The organism is Paenibacillus sp. FSL R5-0486 (genome assembly GCF_037975155.1).
GTDB lineage: Bacteria > Bacillota > Bacilli > Paenibacillales > Paenibacillaceae > Paenibacillus > Paenibacillus amylolyticus.
In genome coordinates this window covers 6,458,482-6,481,931 of the sequence record NZ_CP150237.1, presented here as the reverse complement: position 1 = coordinate 6,481,931, position 23,450 = coordinate 6,458,482, and the positions used below count along the sequence as shown (strand labels likewise).

The following is a 23,450-nucleotide window of genomic DNA, read 5'->3' as shown; positions in this document are numbered from 1 at the left end:
CTAATCAGAACGTTAACGGGAGCCGATATAAAAAGTAAATATGCAGCCGGAGGTAGTGGTAAAGATGAATGTACAGTTCTCATTATCCGCTAAAACGTCATCATCAGTCAGTCAACAGGGAAACTCTTCTTCAGCATCTGAAGTACAACGAGCAGAATTGAACGCAGTTGTGAATCAAGGTTTGAGTTTGAGCCAATTGGAGAAGCAGGGGGCCTCTCTGTCCATTGGTCAAGAGCATTTGATCAAGACCATTGAGAATGCCGTAAAATCACTTCAGGGCCCGCAAACAACACTCGACATCAGCATTCACGAAAAAACACATGAAATTATGGTCAAAGTCCTTAATAAAGATACAGGAGAACTCATTCGTGAAATACCTCCTGAGAAAACACTGGATCTGGTTGCGAAAATGATGGAGTTAGCCGGAATTCTAGTAGATGAGAAGATATAATGTAGATCTGGAGGTGCAGAATGGTTACACGTGTTAACGGCTTTTCAGGCATGGATATTGATAGTATGGTCAAAAGTATGATGGCTACCAAAAATCTCAGGCTGGACCGATTAAATCAGGACAAGCAGGTTCTGCAATGGCAGCGAGAGAGTTACCGTGATTTAAGCAGTAGTTTGTACGATTTTCGAGTCAATAAACTAACAACGAAGTATGGTAATCCTGCTGCGTTGAATGCGAATAAATCTGTCGTTTCTGGCAATACGACCGCTGTAAAAGCGGATGCTACAGCTAGTGCAACTACAGCAGATATGAAAGTCACTGTTGAAAAACTGGCAAGTGCCAAAACGCTTGAAACGTCTGGTCTAGGTCAGGGTGTGAATAGAAATACAACACTCGCCTCTCTCGATGGAATGGATCTGTCGGCAATGAGCGATGCGGACCGTACAGATTACTTGAAGAAAGGCTTCGATATCACGATCAATGGAATGACCTTCAAGGATAAAAATGGGGATTCACTCTTTAACGGAAGTACAACCATTTCTTCCTTTATATCGACCATTAATTCAGCCTTATCAGCAGATGTATTTGCAAGTTACGATGAAGCAACCGGGAAGTTATCACTCGCTTCGCGCTCAGGTGGAGCAGCTGGAGATATCAAAATAGAGACACCAGCAGGCAAGAACTCATTAATCGCTCTCTTTTCCAAAAAGACAGTAATAGAAACAAACGGTGCGGGAGAGAGTATTACGGGGAGTAAGACATTAGGCGACCTTCAGAAATTAAAAGATGGGAAGGATCCTGAACCTGGGGCACAAATGAAAGGTTACAGCTTCGTGATTAATAATACGACCTTTGTTTTTAATGAAACAGATACCATATCTAGTGTGGTTAGTAAAATAAATAGTAAAACCCAACCTGGAGTTACAGCTTCATTTGATGATAAAGGTAAGTTAACATTCACTGCAGATGCAGGGGAAGAGATCAAGATGGGCGGGAATTCCTATGAGTTCCTTTCGCTTTTCAAAGGTGCAGTTCCTTTCGAAGAGGGTACAAATCCCCTGACTAAAGTACAAGATGGTGTGGACGCGATTGTTAAGGTGAATAATCAAAGTCTGGAGAACATCAGAAAGAATACATTTACAATTAATGGTGTGGTATTGACGCTGCAGGAAGAAACCATGAAAAATGGTGTCGATAATCCTGTTATCATCAAGAATCAAACGGACCCGGATAAAGCATTAGAATCTATTAAAGGGTTTATCGATGACTACAATAATCTAATTAAATCTTTGAATAGCACGATCCGTGAAACCAAATACAAAGATTTCAAACCACTTACGGACGAGCAGAAAAAAGAAATGAAAGAGTCTGAAATTATAACATGGACTGAAAAATCCAAAAGCGGATTGTTAAAGAACAACGACATCATTAAATCAGTTCTCTCGGATATGAGGTCAATCATTTCAGAAAAGTTAGGTCCTCTAAATGCCATGGGTATAACTACTGGCTTATACTCAGAAAATGGAAAACTTGTTATTCAGGATGAGTCCAAGTTAAGAACTGCACTCAGTTCAAATCCTCAGGCAGTAATAGATCTTTTCCAGGGTCCTGATAGCGCACCGAATGACGGGATTTTCGATAAATTATCAGATAAAGTAACTGTTGCGATCCAGCGGATATCCGATCGTTCAGGTACAAACCGGTTTACAACGGATGTCACAAGTACTTTCAGTGAAGAAAATCCGTTTGGAAGACAAATGAAACAATACAACAGTCGTATTGCTCTAATGCAGCGCAATCTGGCAAGTACTGAGGATCGTTACTATAAACAGTTTGCTGCTATGGAAAAAGCAATGTCAAACATGCAGGCACAGTCGTCCAGTTTATTAGCTAAATTAGGCTAATTAATTCTATAATAAAGGGTGAGACTTTTGATCACTTCTCCATATGATAAATATCGTCAATCCTCTGTCCAAACTTCTAACCCGGCGCAGTTAGTCATCATGTTATATGACGGAGCCATTCGTTTTGTCAAGACATCGATTGCCGCAATGCAACAGCAGGACATTGAGAAGGTTAATCTTAATCTGGGTAAAGCCCAGACTATTATTAGTGAGTTAATGAGTACATTGGATCAGTCTTATGATATATCGAAAAATCTATATTCTCTGTATGAGTACACGAACCATTTGCTTATTGAAGCAAATATTCATCGGGATGAAACAAAGGCTGAAGAAGCTGTAGGTTATCTGTCTGAACTCCGTGAGACTTGGATTCAAGCTTCAAAAATTGCGATGAGCCAGGAAGGTCAACCTTTGAATGCCAATGGATAGATCAGAATGTATTAGTCAACTGGAGAGTACGACTAATGACATTTTGAATAATCTATATGATTTGAATTACGAGCAACTTGAATCCTTCATAGAGTTACGACAGCAGATTGTGGATCAATTGATTGAACATTTCTCTCAAGAACAGGCTAGTAAACATGAGAAAGAAATCATTAATAACCTGTTAGATCAGGATCACGAGATTCTTGCTCGAATGAATACGCTACGACTTGAAGCGCAGGACTGGTTGCATAAACGAGGACAGGCGAAAGTGCAAAGAAACGCGTATGAAGCGGGATATACACCAGATAGTTTTTTAATGGATAGAAAAAAATAAGAATTCTACAAAAAAACCTTTATGCACGAACTTTGACTAAGGTAAGTATTCCACGAGTCAAAGGTGTGAAATAAGGTTTTTTTGTATTATTTGTCGTTATTCAGGAGAGGAATATTCAACCAAACAAAAAGAACATTTGCCTCCAAAGAAGGAAATGTTCTTCATGATTTTCTATTGAACTATTCTTACATGTACTCTCTCGATGTGGTTGCCACTGGCATCTACCACATTAACTTCACCATGGTCTTCCCAAGGCATAATTTGAAAATTATGTTTATATGCTGTGAGCATTCCATTACGACTAACACCAAAATAGTCTTGATTATCCGGAGCAATGTAATAAGTATAGTTACGGCCATAAGTCGGATTATACCCTAACTGATAAGATTCTCCGACCTTTAATGTGATGGTGTACTCTATGGCTTTAGTAGCCGCTGATGCAACAGTTGATTCAGCAGCACTCGCTACTCCTGCGCTTACTGAGAATAGTAGAACCATTGATGTAGCCAATAAAAGTTTTTTCAAAGTGTCATCTCCTTTTTATACTACCTATAGTACATCATAATTAAATTAAATTTAATATTTTTCCTTTAATATTAAAATAAAACTAAAAATAAAACATTTACTATATCCAATTGTATTTTTAGGCCGCTAATACTGTTAAATTAGGCTAAACAGTAAACTGTTAAACCTGATATATTCAAGTTATCCCACCTTTCAACACAATCCCCAATTAATCTACAAAAAATTCCAAGAAAACATTTACTTTTCCAATTGACAATGGATAACTTTGGATGGTATTATCTGAATTGTGGGCAGAGGTTAAGGCCGAAAGCTTCACTTCATTTGATGACGAAGGGAATGTTAGTGCATGCAAGGTAAAGTAAAATGGTTCAACGCAGAAAAAGGTTACGGTTTCATTGAGACTGAAGATGGCGGCGACGTATTCGTACATTTCTCCGCAATTCAATCCGAAGGATTCAAAACTTTGGAAGAAGGTCAATCCGTAGAATTCGACATCGTCGAAGGCGCGCGTGGACCGCAAGCAGCTAACGTAATCAAATTATAATCATCCGGACAATCCGACCTACATATATGGTTAGATGGTTACCAAATTGAATTATCGCTAGCATCAGACTCCGGTGATCCGGGGTCTTTTTTTGTTTCAATAGATTCGAGATTTGAGGTTCATCCTAGACACATTATTGAAGTGAATTTAATAGATTCAAGAGATAGATTGAAGTTCATTCTACATATTAGATTGAGCAAGCTCAAAAATGGTTAAATACATCATCAAGCGCCTAATAAGACATACCATGTAAATATACGATTAGGGCTGAATATGATGAAATATCGCGAAATATGGCGTTATGCCTACGTTGGCAGATGTGGCTTGAACAGATGTCATTATTCGGTCACCGGGAGTTTTTACATGGCGCTTACATTCGTGTTATAATGAAGTGGCAAAGGAAAAAGGAGGAGTGCCCTATGAATTTAAGTATTCGAGGTCAACAAATCGAGGTTACTGATGCTTTGAAGGATTATGTCGACAAAAAGTTGAGTAGACTCGAGAAGTATTTCGATGCACCCCTTAACTCTGACGGTGCTGTTACATTGAGCACGACGAGAGGTTTGCATACGGTAGAGGTGACGATCCCTTTGAAAGGCATTGTGCTCCGCGCCGAGGATGAGAGCGACGATATGTACGCATCCATTGACTCCGTGGTGGACAAGCTGGAACGTCAGATCCGCAAACACAAAACAAAAATTAACCGTAAGTTCCGCCAGGAAGGTAGCCTGAAAACACTCTTCGTTGAAGATCCAACAGGTACTGTAGCTACTGCTGAACTGGATACGGATACGGATGACGATGATTTTGAAGTCGTACGGACGAAACGCTTTATGTTGAAACCAATGGACGTGGAAGAGGCCATCCTCCAAATGAACATGGTTGGTCACAATTTCTTCGTATTCTCCAACATTGACAGTGAAGAAGTTAGCGTTGTTTACAAACGGAACGATGGTAAGTACGGATTGATCGAACAAGGTTAATATTAACGTACAGGATCATCGGAACGGACATGCGTATGAATATCTAATAATAATGAAGACAGGGACTGTAGTTTCCTGGATTGGACTTAACAAGAGCTTCCATCCCTTAGGGGATGGGGCTCTTTTGTGCGTAGAGAAGCTGGGAAATCACCTTTGGAAATAAAATGGTGAAACTATTCCCTATGCTGTTGCGTCTAATAGATAGTAAGAATAATTATAATTGGTACAAGTTTATCACCAGATTCCAATGCTTACGAAAATATTCGTATACCTACATTCGAGAACTGGATATTGAGATTTCCATCCAAATTTACCATCAAAATTCGTTGACAGAGCTGTCTATCCTGCAAAACGAAACATGACAATCGGACGCTTCCGCTAACGACTATGATTTTTTGCACTTAAACTCGGTTTGATATGTCTCAGAAGTTCAAAGAAGTGTGCCGTGGCGTGTTGCGGCGGCTCTTACAAACTGTTACAATTTATGCAAAGAGAATCATTGTCCTGATGAGGAATTGTCAACGAATGATCGCTAATCATAATCAATGACAGGCACAGCACCATGAACATGATTCGAAAGGCTCGGGCTTCGGCTAGTTTTTAATAACCGAATCCGTTTGAATACCGAATCAGCTTCATGAGGAACCCTTGGCAAGCCTGGAGTTGATTCATCTATATTACTTTTTATATTGTTTGTCACCCCCGGGCAAGTGGATACAACATCCATCCGATGGTGTCGCGTGGCGGCAACAGGGGGTCTATTCTGTTTTGCACGAAAGGGGTATACCATGCTAGGACTTGTCAAAAAGATCTTCGGCGACATGAATGAACGTGATGTTAAACGTCTGATGAAGACGGTCGATGTGATCAATAAACTGGAACCACAATTTCAGGCGTTGTCTGATGAACAACTGAAAGGTAAAACGGACGAATACCGTGCTCGTATTGAAAAGGGAGAAACAACAGATGAGCTTCTTCCAGAGGCATTTGCAACCGTACGTGAGGCATCACGTCGTGTACTGGGCAAACGTCACTATGATGTACAGATGCTGGGCGGTATCGCTCTGCATGAAGGCCGTATTTCCGAGATGAAAACGGGTGAAGGTAAAACGCTGGTAGGAACACTTCCAGTATATCTGAACGCGTTAATGTCCAAAGGTGTACACGTGGTCACGGTCAATGACTACTTGGCACAACGGGATAGCCAGGAAATGGGACAAATCTATGAGTTCATGGGCATGACGGTTGGGGTTAACCTCAGCGGTATGGACCATGCGTTGAAACAACATGCATATGCATGTGATATTACGTACGGAACGAACAATGAGTTTGGTTTTGACTATCTGCGTGACAACATGGTGCTTTACAAAGAGCAAATGGTACAACGTCCATTGTTCTTCTGTATCATTGATGAAGTAGACTCCATCTTGGTCGATGAGGCGCGTACGCCACTCATTATCTCTGGACAAGCTCAGAAGTCGACGGATATGTACTATGCAGCAGATCGCTTTGTGAAGCGTTTGGTGCCGGAAGAAGACTTTACGGTAGACATTAAGGTGAAATCCGTAGCGTTGACTGAGGCGGGCGTGGCAAAAGCAGAGAAAGCATTTGGTATCGAGAACTTGTATGATCATGCCAATGTAACTCTCAACCATCACATTGTACAGGGCTTGAAAGCTAATGCAATCATGCGTCGTGACGTGGATTATGTTGTCAGTGATGAGGAAGTCATGATCGTCGATGAATTCACAGGTCGTCTGATGTCTGGACGTCGTTACAGTGATGGATTGCACCAAGCGATTGAAGCCAAAGAAGGCATTGAAGTACAAAATGAGAGCATGACGCTTGCTACGATTACCTTCCAGAACTATTTCCGGATGTACCGTAAACTTGCGGGTATGACGGGTACAGCGAAAACCGAGGAAGAAGAGTTTAAAAAAATCTACGGTCTCGAAGTACTGCAAATTCCAACCAACCGCCCAAACAAGCGGGATGACATGGCAGATGTCGTGTACAAGAGCATCGATGGCAAGTTCAATGCCGTTGTAGAAGAGATCGTGGCACGCCACAGTAAGAATCAACCGATTCTGGTAGGTACAGTGTCCATTGAGAACTCTGAACGCCTGTCTGACATGCTTAAGCGCCGTGGTGTCAAACACCAGGTACTGAACGCCAAGTACCACGCGGAAGAAGCAGAGATCATCTCAGGAGCTGGTCAAGCGGGTGCAGTAACGATTGCAACCAACATGGCAGGACGGGGTACAGATATTATCTTGGGTGATGGTGTAGCTGAAGTAGGCGGCCTTCATATCATCGGTACAGAGCGTCACGAATCACGCCGGATTGATAATCAGCTACGTGGCCGTGCGGGACGTCAAGGTGACCCGGGTTCAACACAATTCTACCTGTCACTGGGTGATGAATTGATGAGACGTTTCGGTGCAGACAATGTATTGAACATGATGGAGCGTCTTGGTTTTGAAGAAGACCAACCGATCGAGAGCCGGATGATTACCCGTGCAGTAGAATCAGCGCAGAAGCGTGTTGAAGGTAACAACTTTGACGTGCGTAAAGTCGTTCTCCAATATGATGATGTAATGAACCAACAACGTGAAATTATATATAAACAGCGCCGCGAGGTACTGGAGTCCGAAAATATCAAACAAATCGTTATGGATATGATCAAGCCTTCCATTGAACGTATCGTTGAAGCACATTGTAGTGACGATATCCCGGAAAACTGGGAGCTTCAGGAAGTTGCTGATTACATGAACAGCAAATTGCTGGATGATGGTTCCATAACTAAAGATGATCTGTGGGGTAAGGAAGCAGAAGAGATCATCGAGTTCCTGTTCACGAAAGTTCAGAACAAGTACAATGCACGTGAAGAGCGAATTGGCGAAGAGATGGTTCGTGAGTTCGAGAAAGTGGTTGTGCTCCGTGCAGTAGACAGCAAGTGGATGGATCATATTGATGCAATGGATCAATTGCGTCAAGGTATCCACCTTCGTGCCTACGGCGGTACAGATCCACTGCGTGAGTACCAGTTCGAAGGCTTCGAGATGTTCCATCAGATGATCGCTTCGATTCAAGAAGAAGTAGCGACTTATGTGATGAGAGCACAGATCGAGAGCAATCAGGAGCGTCAAGCGGTTGTTGAGGAAAGTCAGATCTCGACAAGCGGTGAACCTGCTGAGAAACGTCCAGTGAAGGTTTCTGACCAAATCGGACGTAACGATCCATGCCCATGCGGTAGTGGTAAGAAGTTCAAACACTGCCACGGTCAAGAGTAGTTAAAGGGTTCATTTATACACGAATGACATGAATGGCTCCTTGCAGCCGGGTATTCCATAGGATGAAGTGAAGGATGCAAAACCGATTAATGGTGCATAGTTATAATAATATGACCATGATCACGGGGAAGAGATATACTGATACAACAGTAGTCTCAACACCAGGGTGACGCATCGGATACTTGATCTGGAGGAATGCCCTGGATGCGGGGAGCTTATCTTAATGAAAAGAGGAATTGCACATGATCGATCCAAACGTGAAGCATGACCTGCGTGAAATAGGCAAAAAACTAACCAACCTTAGGGGGTCTCTTTGACTTAGATCTGAAGCAAGAGATGATCGGCAACTTCGAAGTGAAGATGTCTGCTCCGGATTTCTGGGATGATAGTGACAAGGCGCAATCCGTAATCGCTGAGCTAAATGCGGTGAAGGGATCTGTGGATCAATACACCAAACTCCAACAGGACTACGATGATGCGGTGATGATGGTAGAACTGGCTGACGAGGAAGGCGACGAAGACCTCGCTGCAGAGATCGGTAGAAGCGTCACAGCGATCGTGAGCAAGGTGGCAGAGTTCGAACTTCAGCTGCTCCTGAACCAGCCGTATGATAAGATGGATGCCATTCTAGAGCTTCATCCGGGCGCAGGTGGTACCGAGTCACAGGACTGGGGACAAATGTTACTCCGGATGTACACACGTTGGTCCGAGAAGCGTGGCTTCAAGGTTGAGGTGCTGGATTATCTGCCAGGAGATGAGGCGGGGATCAAGAGTGTCACGCTATCGATCAAGGGGCACAATGCTTATGGTTATCTGAAAGCCGAGAAGGGTGTACACCGACTGGTGCGGATCTCTCCTTTTGACTCATCGGGCCGTAGACATACGTCCTTCGTATCATGTGATGTGGTTCCTGAGATTGATGATACGATTGAATTGGACATTCGAACAGAGGATCTCAAGATTGATACCTACCGTGCGAGTGGCGCGGGTGGACAGCATATCAATACCACCGACTCAGCCGTGCGGATTACCCACCTTCCGACAGGTGTAGTTGTAACGTGTCAGAATGAACGTTCACAGATCAAGAACCGTGAGCGGGCGATGAAGATGCTTCGTTCGAAATTGTATGAGCGTAAAATTGAAGAGCAAAAACAACAGCTGGATGAAATCCGAGGAGATCAGTCGGATATTTCATGGGGTAGCCAGATTCGCTCCTATGTGTTCCATCCCTATAGTATGGTAAAGGATCACCGTACAAGCGTAGAGACTGGAAATACAGGGGCAGTAATGGACGGCGACCTCGATGCATTCATCGATGGTTATTTGCGTAGCCAGATTAAAGTAGAAACCGATTAATATAAGTTCCTGTATGGACCCATACGTGTAGGCGTATGCTGGTGTATACGGGAGCTTTTTTTTGAATAATTTTATAGGATAGAAAAAATGAGCGAACAACTGATCAGTCACATAAAAGGAGAGCACGAGAACATGCAACAACGATCACAACTTCACAATAATCGCAAAAAGAGGATAACTAGCCTCATTCCACTCAATGGTCCATGGAGAAACGTCGTGGATACGGTATCTATCATTGTAGGTTCGTTTTTAATTGCAGTGGCCTTTAATTTATTTTTATTACCAAATCAGATCGCTTCGGGTGGGGTGTCCGGGTTATCAATTCTGGGCAAGGAATGGCTTAATTGGGAGCCGGCATATACCCAATGGGCAATTAATATCCCACTTTTGATTGCGGGTTTTCTGCTCATTGGCAAGCAGTATGGTGTTCGCTCGGTATTGGGCAGTATTGTCCTGCCACTGTTAGTTTATCTCACGAAGGATTGGGCCATTCCAACAACGAATCCGCTACTTGGTTCACTGTATGGTGGGATTGGTGTTGGTTTAGGGATTGGAATTGTATACCGAGGTAGAGGATCAACAGGTGGCATGAGCATTCTTGCCAGAATCGTACAGAAATACAGTGGATTGAGTTACTCGCTGTGTGTAGTCATCATGGATGCTACGGTTATTATTATGGCTGCTTTTGTATTGTCGTTGGAGCAGTCCCTCTATGCGCTGATTGGGTTGTATGTTACTGGTAAAGTGATCGATGCTGTTGAGATGGGGCTGGGCTTTTCAAAGGTGGCTTATATTATCTCCAACCAGACCGAAGCGATTAGCAAAGTGATTCTGGATGATCTGGATCGCGGATTAACGAAGCTGGAAGCCAAAGGCGGTTACACTGACGATCAACGAACAGTACTGATGGTAGTCGTTGGGCAAAATGAGGTGCCAAGACTTAAAGCGTTGATCCGGTCTGTGGACCCAGGAGCTTTTGTCATTATTAGTAACGCGCACGAAGTGCTTGGTGAAGGTTTTAAGCGGGGAGAACATGTGTGAACGGTGTGAAAAATAGCGGGTGAGCCGTGTAGGCTCATAAGTTTGGAATTTCAAGACAAGAAAAAAACAGGTACATCCTTCTCCGAAATGACGGGAGAGGATGTGCCTGTTTTTTTACTATAAATATTGACCGCTACAAAATCGGAGATAGCAGACGGGAAATGGCTTCTTTGAAGCGGATAATGAGACTACGTTTTTGGTATTCATCGAGCGTCATTTCTCGCGATACATGCAGGTCGTGCTCAAAGGTTTGTACAAGTGCTGTCGCAATCGCTTCATCGTACATAAAAGCATTAACCTCAAAGTTCAACCGGAAACTGCGGTAGTCAATATTGGCGGTTCCCACGGATGCAACCAAACTGTCAATGATAAGTGTTTTGGCATGAATGAAGCCATTATCATATATAAATACTTTGGCGCCCACCTTCAACAACTCACCAATATAAGATAACGTAGCCCAATATACAAAGGCGTGGTCGGGTTTATTTGGAATCATAATGCGAACATCAATGCCGGACAGACACGCGAGACGAATAGCTTCGAATACACTGGCATCCGGGATAAAATAAGGCGTTTGAATCAGAATCGAATGTTTGGCCCCATTAATCATCTTAAGATAACTGTTCTTGATATGTTCAGTCTCTGCATCCGGTCCACTGGAGACAATCTGCATGGCAATCTTTCCTGTGCCCTCAATATGAGGGAAATGCGCCGGAACATAAGGTGTGTCGTGTTGCTTGGACGCTTCATTCCAATCTAGGAGAAAACGGGTCTGCAGCGCATGAACGGCATTCCCCTGAATACGCAGATGTGTGTCACGCCAATAACCGAATTTGGAGTTCAAGCCAAGATACTCATCTCCAACGTTAAACCCGCCTGTGTACCCCAGGTTACCATCAATGATGACAATCTTACGGTGGTTCCGGTAGTTCATACGCAAGTTGATCAGACTGAATTTGGAGGGGAAAAAGACTTCAACCAAACCGCCTGCTTCGCGCAATTCTTTAAAAAAGCGTTTGGATACCCGCCGTGATCCGAGCGCGTCATACAGCAAACGAACTTTGATGCCTTCCCGCGCTTTGCGGATGAGTGCATCTCGGATTCTTTTACCCAGACGGTCGCCTCTATAAATGTAATATTGCACGTGCACGTGATCCTTAGCTGCTTCGATGTCATCCAAGAGCCGCTGGAATTTATCTGTTCCATCCGTAATGATCTCGACCGCATTATCTTCCGTCACCAGAGCTCCGTTCTGCTTCAGGTTCATATAGATCATATCCTGGCTAGTCTCGGTTGCTTGGTTGCGGAAAGGGGTGCGATTATCGTGCAACTGCGTGAGCTGGGCTTCAATACGTTCCTCTAGCCCGAGCTTCTTACGTTCTTTCCACTGGAAAAGCCGGTATCGGGTCAGGTTCTGGCCGGTTAAAAGATAAAGTACAAACCCAAACACCGGAATAAAGTTCAAGACGAGCAGCCAAGCCCAGGAAGCGCTGGCATCCTTCCGTTCGAAGAAAACGACTGCTGCGGCAAAAATAATATTCAGGCCAAGGAGTACAATAAGTAAAATGGATTCGATATGCACTATAGTCCCCCACGTCTCATAATGACCATCATGAATCTATTCATATGTCCTTGGTAGCAGGTTAGTTATGAATGAGACCCTGATTGTAATGTTTCCTACTAATAAGTATTTTAACAGATGTATACCTATTCGTCCCGGATGAGAAAAAAAGATATGTTCGGATTGGATGAAAATCCATGTGAAATTGATGATAGAGTGTTGTATTTATATAACCAGAGTCGTATAATAATACACAAATATGCATATAAGCGACGGAATTGCTGTGTTCAAGTATCCTTCAGGCAAGGACATAGCACAAGTAGCGCATACATCGAGATTGGGGGAGCGAGAGTGAATAACAAATTAAAAGTAGCAATCGTCGGTTCCACCGGCTACGGCGGGGTGGAGCTGATTCGTTTTTTCCAGAACCATCCGCTGGTTGAAATCACATCGGTGATCTCATCATCGAGCAGTGGTGAGTCCATCGCAGATGGATTTCCGCATTTGACGGGCGTGATTCACAGGCCACTCGACGGTGTAGATCCGGCTGAAATTGCGAGTCGTGCGGATCTGGTATTTACAGCGACCCCGTCCGGCGTAAGTGCTAAGCTCGTACCAAGCCTGCTGGCAGCAGGACTTAAGGTGATTGACCTGTCTGGCGATTTCAGACTTAAGGATGGAACAGTGTACGAAGAGTGGTACAAACATCCGGCGCCTCCAGCTGATTTGCTGGAACAAGCGGTATACGGCATGGCTGAGGTGTATGGCGAAGAAGTGAAGGGGCAGAATTTTATATCCAACCCGGGCTGTTATCCAACGGCTACACTTCTTGGACTGATCCCTGCAGTAGAGGCAGGCTGGATTGATCCTTCAACTATTATTATTGATGCCAAATCAGGCGTATCCGGAGCGGGACGTGGAACAAGTCTGACAAATCATTATGCAGAGATGAATGAGAATCTCAAAGCCTACAAACTGAATAAACATCAACATATTCCCGAGATCGAACAAGTGCTTGGCAGTATAACGGGAACGCCTGTAACGGTTACCTTTACAACACATCTGGTGCCAATGACACGTGGAATCATGAGTACGATGTATGCAAACCTCGTTGGGGAACACAGCGACCGGGAGATCGTGGATTTGTACCGCAAATATTATGAGAACCGACCTTTTGTACGTGTACGTGAACCGGGCATCTGGCCTTCTACCAAAGAAGTGTACGGATCCAACTATTGTGATATCGGATTTGCGGTGGATCCTCGCACAGGGCGTTTGACGATTATTTCGGTTATCGACAACCTGGTGAAGGGTGCTTCCGGGCAAGCGATTCAAAATATGAACCTGATGATGGGATGGGAGGAGAACCTCGGGCTGAACATGACACCGGTATATCCATAAGGGATTGGAATTCAGGAGGGCACTGGAACATTCGGCGTAAAAGTGCTCTCTCAGAGTCTTTTAGGGAGAACGGATCGGGTTAAGCAGGCGGATCATCAGCATATAGCTGAACGCATACGGGGGATATGATATGGGAACGAATGTGGAGCAACAGACTTTTACCGTGGTTGAGAACGGAACAATTGTAACCCCTGGGGGATTCACTGCTGGTGGACTTCACTGCGGATTGAAAAAGACATCTCGTAATGACATCGGAGCGATCCGCTGTGATGTACCGGCTACATCTGCTGCTGTATACACAACGAACGTGTTTCAGGCGGCACCACTTAAAGTAACGCGCGAAAGCTTGAGCAATGGACGCCTTCAGGCTGTTATCGTTAACAGTGGTAATGCCAATGCATGTACAGGGCAACAAGGGGAAGAAGATGCTTATGCGATGCGTTCGGCGGCTGCGCGTGAGTTGGGTGTGGCAGAAGAAGACGTGGCTGTGGCATCCACAGGTGTCATTGGTGAATTGCTCAAAATGGATGCTGTACATTCAGGCATTACTGGTCTTCCAGCGCATATGGGCAAGGAGTCGAATGAGGCGGAGCAATTTTCACAAGCGATTCTGACAACGGATTTGGTAAAAAAGGAAGCTTGCGTCTCCGTTATAGTTAACGGTAAGACGGTTACGATTGCGGGAGCCGCCAAAGGCTCGGGTATGATTCATCCGAATATGGCGACAATGCTCGCTTTCATGACCTCTGACGCGGTCATTGGTGCAGAAGCGTTGCAGCGCTTGCTGCGCCAGGCAACCAATCATACATTTAACATGATTACCGTTGATGGGGATACAAGTACAAACGACATGCTGGTAGCTATGTCCAGTGGTTATGCAGGCAATGAAGAGCTGACCACAGAGCATCCAGATTGGGACGCTTTTGCAGCCGGCTTCACCTATGTTTGCCAAGTGCTAGCCAAAGCCATTGCTCGCGATGGTGAAGGAGCAACCAAACTGGTTGAGGTAGAAGTTACAGGAGCAGTAAGTGATGAGTCCGCGCAAGCAATCGCGAAAACTGTCATCGGGTCCAGTCTGGTGAAATCCGCCATGTTTGGCGCAGACGCCAACTGGGGACGGATTATTGCAGCCGTAGGGCGTGCAGGACAGCCGGTGAACCCGGATACCGTAGATATCCGTTTGGGAGATATCTCGGTACTTGCGCAGTCCCGCCCAGTCGTGTTTGACGAAGAAGCGGCATTGGCCTATTTGCAGACTGATACAGTTCGCATTGTGGTGGATCTGCACCACGGCGAAGGGACGGCTACAGCCTGGGGCTGCGACCTGACGTATGACTACGTCCGAATTAACGCCGCATACCGCACGTAATAAGACTTAGCATTTATTCTATTGAAGCTAACAGCTTCCCTATGAGAAGCTTTTTAGTAAATATATAGAAAATCTATAAGGATTGAACTTTATTTGGTCTTTGAGATAACTGGCGAAGGCAGTGGAGGAGACGGAATCGATTCTGTAGAAGCGAAGCGTTCGCCTTTGTCTCCGGGTTTCCCCTTTAAAAAGGGAATCAAAAAACCTGGAGACAACAGCGATCAAAAGAACGATCCGGATTCGGAACGGTCAGCCAACGAATATCGCATCAATTAAGTGTTAAGCCTTTTAGAATATTTGAACGATAGGAGCTTGCCCTCATGAATTCAACAATGCCAAACGAGAGTACCGCAACGGAAGCGAGCACAGAGAAACAGATGTTTGTCATGAAATGTGGAGGCAGCACGCTGGCAGCATTGCCCGAGTCTTTCTTTGCGGATCTGCGTGATCTGCAGTCTCAGGGCACGCAGCCGGTAATCGTGCATGGCGGAGGTCCTGCGATCTCGGATAACCTGGCGAAGCTTGGTATCGAAACCGAATTCGTTAATGGCCTGCGCAAAACGACTGAACCTGTGCTGGACGTAGTGGAGATGGTGCTTGCGGGCAGTATCAATAAACAGATCGTGCGCCTGATTCAGCGTGTGGGCGGTCGTGCACTAGGCTTGTCCGGCGTGGACGGGGGTCTCATTCAGGCGAAGCCCGTATCGAACCACGCAGAGATCGGTTGGGTAGGCGATGTCACTGGTGTGAACGCAGAGATTATCCAAGGCATCGTGAACATGGGATACATGCCGGTTATCGCACCGGTTGGCGTAGATGCAACTGGACAACGCTACAACATTAACGCAGATACAGCTGCGGGTGCAGTGGCATCTCATCTCGGCGTAAGCCGGATGATTGTCGTGACCGACGTTCCAGGCATCATGAAGAACGTAGGCGGCGAGAAAAAAGTACTGCCATCCGTATCTGTACAAGAGATTGAGGACATGATCCAGACCGGAGAAATCTATGGCGGTATGATTCCCAAAGTACGTGCAGCAATTGCATGTATTCATGGCCAAGTACGTGAGGTCGTCATCGTAGACGGCAGCGAACCCCAAATCCTGAGCCGTGTGCTCGGCGGAGAAATCATCGGAACAAGAATCATCCGTATGCAATAATTTGCTCGATACGCTAGGGTCTTAATAGTCTTATTTAAATAAAAAAATATGTGCACGGCTTTTTTATATAAGAAATCTAATATTACACTCACAATAACGTAGGGTGCAGAACCAATCTGAAGAATAAAAATGCATAACGGAGAGGACAGAAATAACCTGAAGAAGCGGAGCGTGCGCCTTTATCACAGGATTTTCCCCATTGAAGGGGAATAAAAAAAATCCAGGGATAACAGCGATCGGAAGGTTGTTCTGTCATCGAAGTGGAGTATGCATACGTTCGGAAGATGGTTCCGCAATCGGAGTGATCTAGTGTAAATAAGAGCTCTTATATAATTGCCGTTGCACCAACCAATAAGGAGTGATAGGGTCATGGCAAAAGGCAACGAACAGCCAGGTTCTGGCACAGCGGTAGCGGGCGCAACAGCAACAGGTGCAGCGACACAGACGGAAAGCTCGCTTTTCCAAACGTATGCACGTTATCCAATCAGTCTGGTCAAAGGTAAAGGCAGCTGGTTATGGGACGATCAGGGGAACCGCTATCTCGATTTCATGTGCGGACTCGCTGTAACTAGCCTGGGCCATGCACCGGAGAAAGTTGGAGCCAAGCTGAAAGCTCAGATTGATGAGCTGTGGCATGTATCCAACCTGTTCCAGATTCCAGGCCAGGAGAAAGCAGCAGCATTGCTGACAGCCAATACGTGCGCTGATGCAGTGTTCTTCTGCAACAGTGGTGCCGAAGCGAATGAAGCAGCTATCAAAGTTGCACGTCGTTATCACCAAAAGGTGAAAGGCACAGATCGCTATGAAGTGATCACCTTTGCCCAGTCCTTCCATGGACGGACACTCGCTACACTGACAGCAACCGGACAGGATAAGGTGAAAGAAGGATTTTTACCATTGCCAGCCGGATTTGTAACTGTACCTTTGCATGATATCCCTGCACTTGAAGCGGCAATTGGACCCAACACAGCAGCTATTATGCTGGAAATGGTTCAGGCCGAGGGTGGTGTATATCCGGTTGAACCGGAATTCGTCAAACATGTACGGAAATTGTGTGACGAGCACGGATTGTTGCTCATTGTTGATGAAGTACAGACCGGAATGGGACGTACGGGTAAATTGTTTGCGCACGAACATTATGGCATTGAGCCAGACGTGTTCACCGTTGCCAAAGGTATCGGCAGTGGTTTCCCTGTAGGCGCAATGCTGGGTAAAGGTTTCCTGCGGGATGCGTTCACGCCAGGTAGCCATGCGACAACATTTGGCGGAACACCACTTGCTTCATCCGTTGTGATAGCAACAATCGAAACAATGCTGGAAGATCGCTTGCCAGAGCGCGCAGCGGAGATGGGTGAATACCTGATGAGCTCCATGCGGAATCGTTTGGCCGGCAATTCCTTTGTGAAGGAAGTTCGTGGCTTGGGATTGTTAGTCGGCATCGAATGTGCTGAGCCGGTAGGTGATATTGTACTTGCTGGGCAAAAACGCGGTATCTTGTTTGTCTCTGCAGGACCGAATGTGATTCGTTTGCTTCCGAACCTGTATGTGAGCAAAGAAGAGATCGACGAGGCCGTATCCCTGGTAGGCACATTGATAGAAGAGCACGTAGCGGCGAAAGCCTAACATAAAAATGAGAACCTTTCTGTCTCGGGGCCATTACCGGCCTCGAAGCAGAACGAGATGATGAATCCCTGTAGCCGCGCGGTGAACTCGCAGAAGGTGGAAATGAATAAATTTGAGAAGCACGAAGCCAAAGTGTCAATGTTGCTCTCTCTTCTGCCCATGCGGGTGCAGGGAACCGGAAATAAGGAGGACATTATACATGACAGCACAACAGACGGAAAAGATTCAGAAGATTGATCTGAGAGGCCGGGATTTTATCGAATTCACGGACTACACAGCAGAGGAAATTCGTTATCTGCTTGATCTCGCAATTGAGATTAAAGGCAAACAAAAAAGCGGTGTACCTTTTCAACCGTTGAAAGGCAAAACGATCGGACTTATTTTTGAAAAATCATCCACACGTACGCGTGTATCCTTTGAAGTGGGTATGTTCCAATTGGGCGGACACGCGCTCTTCCTGAGCAAAAATGATATCCAGCTGGGTCGCGGGGAAACAACACATGATACAGCCAAAGTATTGTCCCGTTACCTGGACGGCATCATGATCCGTACCTTTGGACACCATAATGTAACTGAACTGGCAGAGCATGCGGATGTTCCGGTCATTAACGGCCTGAGCGATGCAGCGCATCCTTGTCAGGTCCTGGCAGACTTCCAAACGGTGCTGGAGCACAAAGGCAAGCTGGCAGGTCTGAAAATGGCTTACATCGGAGATGGCAACAACATGGCGCATTCCCTGATGCTCGGTGCAGCGAAGATGGGTATGCATGTTGCTGTAGCAACGCCAGAAGGCTATGAGCCGGATAGCGCAGTTGTGGAGCAGGCACGCATTATCGCACAGGAGAGTGGTTCTGAAGTGACTGTAACGTACAGTGCACAGGAAGCAGCCAAAGATGCAGATATCGTGTACACGGATGTATGGGCTAGCATGGGCTTTGAAGAAGAGCAGAAGATTCGTGAGCAGGCATTTGCGGCATATCAAGTGGACGAGGAACTGATGAAAGGCGCGAAGCCGGACTACATGTTCTTGCACTGTCTGCCAGCACACCGCGGGGAAGAAGTGAGTGCCGGTGTAATTGACGGACCGAACTCCCTGATCTTTGATCAGGCGGAGAATCGCTTGCATGCACAGAAAGCATTAATGGCTGCATTAATGAGCGAATAGATGCTATTTGCCTTTATGGGTTGATTTTAGGCGCAGATTTCGCGATGATAGATTCATCTTTAATGTACTTTAAAAAGTTAATTAAACAAGAAGCATACACAAAAACGAAGAGACAGAAAAAGCCTGAAGAAGCGAAGCGGTCGCCTGAAAGCTTTCTGAAAGAAAGCTGCATCGGAAGCATAGGCTATCCCCGGATTTTACCCTTTATCATAAAGGGATGAAAAAATCTGGGGATAACAGTGATCGGAAGGGTTTTCTGGCTCGTAGGATTCAGTGTATGAAGGCTCTGTTTAACTTAACTGATCTTGGGGAGGACCATTGAACATGGCTAAGGAAAAAATTGTACTCGCGTATTCAGGCGGGTTGGACACATCTGTAATTTTGAAATGGTTGAAAGAAACATATGATGCAGAGATTATCGCTTTCACAGCGGATATTGGACAAAAAGATGAATTGGACGGTTTGGAGGAAAAAGCACTGGCAACAGGCGCTTCCAAAGTATACATCGACGATCTACGCGATGAATTCGCAAAAGATTTCATCTATCCGATGTTCCAGGCAGGTGCCCTCTATGAAGGACAATACCTGCTTGGCACAAGTATTGCTCGTCCACTGATCGCTAAACGTATGGTGGACATCGCTCGTGCAGAAGGTGCTACAGCCATCGCTCACGGCGCTACAGGTAAAGGAAATGACCAAGTTCGGTTTGAGTTGAACGCGGCTGCACTGACACCAGACATTAACGTAATTGCACCTTGGCGTCTGGAAGAATTCCGTAACCAATTCCCGGGACGTGCCGAGATGATCGCGTACGCTGAGAAACATGGCATTCCGGTAACCGCTTCTGCGGCTAAACCATACTCCACAGACCGTAACTTGCTGCATATCAGCTATGAGAGCGGTGTGCTCGAAGATCCTTGGTTCGATCCAAGCGCGGACGAGAACAAAGACATGTTCCTGCTGAGCAGTGCACCTGAAGATGCACCAGATCAAGCGGAATATGTTGAACTGGAATTCGAACAAGGTGACTGTGTTGCACTGAACGGTGAGCGCTTGAGCCCACTGCAAGTGATGGAGCAACTGAACGAGCTGGGTGGCAAACATGGTATTGGCCGTGTAGATATGGTTGAGAACCGTTTTGTTGGTATGAAGAGCCGTGGAGTATACGAAACACCAGGTGGAACAATCTTGTTCACCGCACATCGCAAAATGGAGTCCATCACGATGGACCGTGAAGTGATGAACCTGCGTGATAGCCTGATCACACGTTACAGCACACTCGTTTACAACGGCTTCTGGTTCGCACCGGAACGTCTGGCGCTGCAAGCACTGGTGACTGAAAGCCAGAAGAACGTTACAGGTACAGTTCGTGTGAAACTGTACAAAGGCAACATCATCGGCGCAGGTGTGAAAAGTCCTGTCAGCCTCTACAATCCGGACATCGCAACGATGGAAGCTGATCCAACGCAAGCCTACGATCAAGGTGATGCAACAGGCTTTATCCGCCTGAATGCACTGCGTTTGAAAGTAAACTCCGGCGTGGAGCAAAACAAAAACTAATTTCAACCTGCATCTATAGAGCTATATCAATATAAATGACAAGGCAGGCCGTTCTTGCACATCTGGCAGGAGCGGCTTTGTCCATGAGCGAAAGGGGAGTACTCACCGTGAGCAAGCTGTGGGGAGGACGTTTTACAAAACAAACCAATCATTTGGTTGAGGAATATACGGCATCGATCAATTTTGACAAGGCTTTGGCTGAGGAAGATATTCAGGGCAGTCTGGCCCATGTAACGATGCTGGGCAAATGTGGTATTCTTCCGGCGGAAGATGTAGAGACGATCAAAGAAGGATTGATGACTGTTCTGCACAAAATCCGTGCGGGCGAAGTGGAATTCTCCGTATCGGACGAAGACATCCACATGAATATTGAGAAAAACCTGATCGAGACGATTGGCCCTGTAGGCGGAAAATTACATACAGGCCGTAGCCGGAACGATCAAGTTGCAACGGATATGCACTTGTACCTGCGTGAGCGCGTCGTTGGATTTGTAGGCATGCTGCATTCCTTGCAGGAAGCACTGATTGGACAAGCGAAAGATAACCTCGATACAATTGTACCGGGTTATACGCATCTTCAACGGGCACAGCCAATTCTGTTCGCACATCACCTGATGGCGTATGTCTCCATGTTCCAACGGGATGCAGAGCGTCTGATGGACAGCTACAAACGCATTAACATCCTGCCACTGGGCGCAGGTGCACTTGCAGGCACAACATTCCCGATTGACCGTCATTTTGTGGCGGAACAACTGGGCTTTGATGGGGTTTACGAGAACAGTCTGGACGCAGTAAGCGACCGTGACTTTATCGTTGAGTTTCTGGCGGCAGCTTCGCTGATCATGACTCACTTGTCCCGTTTGAGCGAAGAGTTGGTACTGTGGAGCAGCACGGAGTTTGGTTTTGTGGAATTGGACGACGCATTCTGCACAGGCAGCAGCATCATGCCTCAGAAGAAAAATCCGGACGTTCCTGAACTCGTGCGTGGTAAAACAGGACGTGTGTACGGCAACCTGATCGGTTTGCTGACGGTACTGAAATCTCTTCCACTGGCATACAACAAAGACATGCAGGAAGACAAAGAAGGTATGTTTGACACAGTAGCGACGCTGGAGGGTGCGCTGCAACTGTTTGCTCCAATGATCGCGACAATGACAGTGAACAAGGATAGGATGCGTCAAGCGGTCAACCAGGATTTCTCCAACGCTACGGATATTGCCGACTTCCTCGTGGGCGAAGGCTTACCTTTCCGTCAGGCGCATGAAGTGATTGGTAAAACGGTACTGTATTGCATCCAGAACAGCAAGTATTTGCTGGATCTGACGATTGATGAATTCCGTCAGTTCTCACCACTGTTTGATGAACGGATCTATGATGTGCTGCAACCGGAAGCGGTAGTGAACGCTCGTAATGTTTACGGCGGAACTGCTTCGGGTCAAGTTGCTGAAGCCATTGGACGCAGTGAGAAGGTACTGGAGATCACCGAGCAATGGATTACGAACCGCGGTTAATACCACCGCTACCATAAGGTACCCTTACAGATACAACAGTACAACAAAGAAGCAGGTCAGAGAACTTTGTTCTCAACGGCCTGCTTCTTTGTGTTTTACAGCGATGTGCTCTAGATATATTGAACTCAACCGCGAACGGAAGTTAGGTTGTTCTACTATCGGAGTACCAGTTTAGTTACTCGCGGTAGCTCCATTGCAGTTCTCCACTAATCGCGCTTTTGTAAAGGCAACCATTTCAATACATCCTGAATCTTGGCATCCCAGTAGCCCCACTCATGTTCACCAGGCCCTTCCTCGTACGTCAGTTCGAAGTTCGTCTGTTCACAGGCTTGACGGAAGGTTTGATTATCCTCATACAGGAAATCTTCCGTTCCGCAGCATTGGTAGAGCAAAGGTCGAGGACTTTTGCTAGATTGGCTTTCTTTTAACAGATGGATCAGATCGTTCTCTGTACCTGCCACCTCGGGTCCGAAAATCCGCTGTAACTCCGTCTGTTGCAATGCTGAGGATGCGTTTCTATCCATATGTGCAGACATATCGAGTGCTCCAGACAAACTGGCAGCAGCCGCATATTGATCTGGTTTACGAAGGGCCAGCTTGAACGCCCCATAGCCACCCATAGATAATCCGGCAACGAAGTTGTCCTCCCGTTGATCTGAGAGCGGGAAGAAAGAACGAGCAAGTGCCGGCAGTTCTTCGCTGATAAAGCTCCAATAACGTCCGCCTTCTACCATATCTGTATAGAAGCTGCGGTGTACCTGTGGCATAACAACGGCGATCCCGAGGTTGGCCACATAACGTTCGATGGAAGTCCGGCGCAGCCAGATGGAATCATCATCAGACAGGCCGTGCAGCAGGTACAGGGTTGGGTGCAGTCCTTTGCCAGTCACATTCTCCATACCGATCTGATTGTGGGTTTGTTGCGGCAGAATGACATGCATGCTGGTGCTAAGCCCGAGCGTATCCGAGTAAAAATCACATTTAATAAGTGCCATGAGTATAAGAAACCCCTTTCATAAGTTCGTTAACCACGTGTTCTGACATGAGACGATGGGATGGAAATCGGATGCCTAGGCCTCCAAAGTGTTTATATGTAACAGGTTATACGCATTACGCTTCCATTGCAATAACAAGATCTACAGTAGAAAACAAAGAATTTCACACCAGTGGTTAAAGTGGAAATCTGTAATCTGATCATCGATTTTTCAATGTGGTTTACAACGTAACAATGTTATGTTAC

20 protein-coding genes are annotated in these 23,450 nt (G+C 45.8%); 17 read left to right on the top strand and 3 right to left on the bottom strand.

All coding sequences use genetic code 11. The features are described 5' to 3' along the window. The first annotated feature begins 64 nt into the window (after nucleotides 1–64). From MKY01_RS28730 to MKY01_RS28715, 4 genes are read left to right on the top strand one after another with little or no spacing between them, the layout of a single operon-like run. Nucleotides 65–451: a flagellar protein FlaG gene (locus MKY01_RS28730; protein WP_339284424.1), complete on the top strand. Its 387-nt coding sequence runs from the start codon at nucleotides 65–67 to the stop codon at nucleotides 449–451. Nucleotides 452–471: 20 nt separating this feature from the next. Next, entirely contained in the window at nucleotides 472–2,355 is a 1,884-nt protein-coding gene (fliD, locus tag MKY01_RS28725) for a flagellar filament capping protein FliD (RefSeq protein WP_339284423.1), read from the top strand. Nucleotides 2,356–2,382: 27 nt separating this feature from the next. Further along, entirely contained in the window at nucleotides 2,383–2,784 is a 402-nt protein-coding gene (gene fliS, locus MKY01_RS28720; RefSeq protein ID WP_127549089.1) for a flagellar export chaperone FliS, read from the top strand. Then, the gene (locus tag MKY01_RS28715) at nucleotides 2,771–3,118 is read left to right on the top strand and encodes a flagellar protein FliT (protein WP_127549091.1); all 348 of its coding nucleotides are present in this window, start codon (nucleotides 2,771–2,773) and stop codon (nucleotides 3,116–3,118) included. Before fliS ends, MKY01_RS28715 begins: the two co-directional genes overlap by 14 nt. A 171-nt stretch (nucleotides 3,119–3,289) precedes the next feature. Here the strand turns inward: MKY01_RS28715 and MKY01_RS28710 are convergent, their stop codons facing one another. Continuing rightward, the gene (locus MKY01_RS28710; protein WP_127549093.1) at nucleotides 3,290–3,643 is read right to left on the bottom strand and encodes a hypothetical protein; all 354 of its coding nucleotides are present in this window, start codon (nucleotides 3,641–3,643) and stop codon (nucleotides 3,290–3,292) included. A gap of 346 nt (nucleotides 3,644–3,989) precedes the next feature. Here MKY01_RS28710 and MKY01_RS28705 point away from each other — a divergent pair, with 346 nt between their 5' ends. From MKY01_RS28705 to MKY01_RS28685, 5 genes are all read left to right on the top strand, one after another. After that, nucleotides 3,990–4,187, top strand: coding sequence for a cold shock domain-containing protein (locus MKY01_RS28705; protein WP_024631599.1), 198 nt, complete (start codon nucleotides 3,990–3,992; stop codon nucleotides 4,185–4,187). A 419-nt stretch (nucleotides 4,188–4,606) separates the two neighbouring features. Next, entirely contained in the window at nucleotides 4,607–5,170 is a 564-nt protein-coding gene (raiA, locus tag MKY01_RS28700) for a ribosome-associated translation inhibitor RaiA (protein WP_036667734.1), read from the top strand. A gap of 788 nt (nucleotides 5,171–5,958) precedes the next feature. Then, a complete protein-coding gene (gene secA, locus MKY01_RS28695) occupies nucleotides 5,959–8,463 on the top strand; it encodes a preprotein translocase subunit SecA (RefSeq protein WP_036667733.1) in 2,505 nt (834 codons plus the stop codon). A 242-nt stretch (nucleotides 8,464–8,705) separates the two neighbouring features. Continuing rightward, nucleotides 8,706–9,819, top strand: a protein-coding gene (prfB, locus tag MKY01_RS28690; RefSeq protein WP_101313559.1) for a peptide chain release factor 2 whose coding sequence is annotated in 2 segments (ribosomal slippage) — nucleotides 8,706–8,777 and nucleotides 8,779–9,819 — 1,113 coding nt in all. Because the reading frame shifts where the segments join, the coding sequence is not laid out codon by codon here. A gap of 132 nt (nucleotides 9,820–9,951) precedes the next feature. Then, on the top strand, nucleotides 9,952–10,860 hold the full coding sequence (locus MKY01_RS28685; protein WP_036612451.1) for a YitT family protein: 909 nt from the start codon (nucleotides 9,952–9,954) through the stop codon (nucleotides 10,858–10,860). A 133-nt stretch (nucleotides 10,861–10,993) separates the two neighbouring features. Here the strand turns inward: MKY01_RS28685 and cls are convergent, their stop codons facing one another. Continuing rightward, nucleotides 10,994–12,442, bottom strand: a complete 1,449-nt coding sequence (cls, locus tag MKY01_RS28680; protein ID WP_339284418.1) for a cardiolipin synthase — start codon at nucleotides 12,440–12,442, stop codon at nucleotides 10,994–10,996. A gap of 330 nt (nucleotides 12,443–12,772) precedes the next feature. On the opposite strand from cls, the gene argC reads away from it, so the two are divergent. The 8 genes from argC to argH all read left to right on the top strand — a co-directional run bounded on the left by argC (nucleotide 12,773) and on the right by argH (nucleotide 22,210). Next, complete coding sequence (gene argC / locus MKY01_RS28675; RefSeq protein WP_339284416.1) at nucleotides 12,773–13,822, top strand: N-acetyl-gamma-glutamyl-phosphate reductase; 1,050 nt, start codon at nucleotides 12,773–12,775, stop codon at nucleotides 13,820–13,822. 130 nt (nucleotides 13,823–13,952) lie between these two features. After that, the gene (gene argJ / locus MKY01_RS28670; RefSeq protein WP_339284414.1) at nucleotides 13,953–15,191 is read left to right on the top strand and encodes a bifunctional glutamate N-acetyltransferase/amino-acid acetyltransferase ArgJ; all 1,239 of its coding nucleotides are present in this window, start codon (nucleotides 13,953–13,955) and stop codon (nucleotides 15,189–15,191) included. Nucleotides 15,192–15,284: 93 nt separating this feature from the next. Continuing rightward, nucleotides 15,285–15,467, top strand: a complete 183-nt coding sequence (locus tag MKY01_RS28665; RefSeq protein ID WP_264935011.1) for a hypothetical protein — start codon at nucleotides 15,285–15,287, stop codon at nucleotides 15,465–15,467. Between the two features lie 44 nt (nucleotides 15,468–15,511). Next, a complete protein-coding gene (gene argB, locus MKY01_RS28660) occupies nucleotides 15,512–16,351 on the top strand; it encodes an acetylglutamate kinase (protein ID WP_127551507.1) in 840 nt (279 codons plus the stop codon). Between the two features lie 369 nt (nucleotides 16,352–16,720). Then, complete coding sequence (locus tag MKY01_RS28655) at nucleotides 16,721–17,974, top strand: aspartate aminotransferase family protein (RefSeq protein ID WP_339284411.1); 1,254 nt, start codon at nucleotides 16,721–16,723, stop codon at nucleotides 17,972–17,974. 199 nt (nucleotides 17,975–18,173) lie between these two features. Further along, on the top strand, nucleotides 18,174–19,139 hold the full coding sequence (gene argF / locus MKY01_RS28650; RefSeq protein ID WP_047840650.1) for an ornithine carbamoyltransferase: 966 nt from the start codon (nucleotides 18,174–18,176) through the stop codon (nucleotides 19,137–19,139). A gap of 324 nt (nucleotides 19,140–19,463) precedes the next feature. Further along, nucleotides 19,464–20,699 (top strand): argininosuccinate synthase, encoded by a 1,236-nt coding sequence (locus MKY01_RS28645; protein WP_017692004.1) that lies wholly within the window; start codon nucleotides 19,464–19,466, stop codon nucleotides 20,697–20,699. Nucleotides 20,700–20,806: 107 nt separating this feature from the next. Next, a complete protein-coding gene (gene argH / locus MKY01_RS28640) occupies nucleotides 20,807–22,210 on the top strand; it encodes an argininosuccinate lyase (protein ID WP_339287281.1) in 1,404 nt (467 codons plus the stop codon). Nucleotides 22,211–22,416: 206 nt separating this feature from the next. Here argH and MKY01_RS28635 read toward each other — a convergent pair whose 3' ends face one another. Beyond that, nucleotides 22,417–23,205, bottom strand: a complete 789-nt coding sequence (locus MKY01_RS28635) for an alpha/beta hydrolase family protein (RefSeq protein ID WP_076319190.1) — start codon at nucleotides 23,203–23,205, stop codon at nucleotides 22,417–22,419. Nucleotides 23,206–23,450 lie beyond the last annotated feature (245 nt).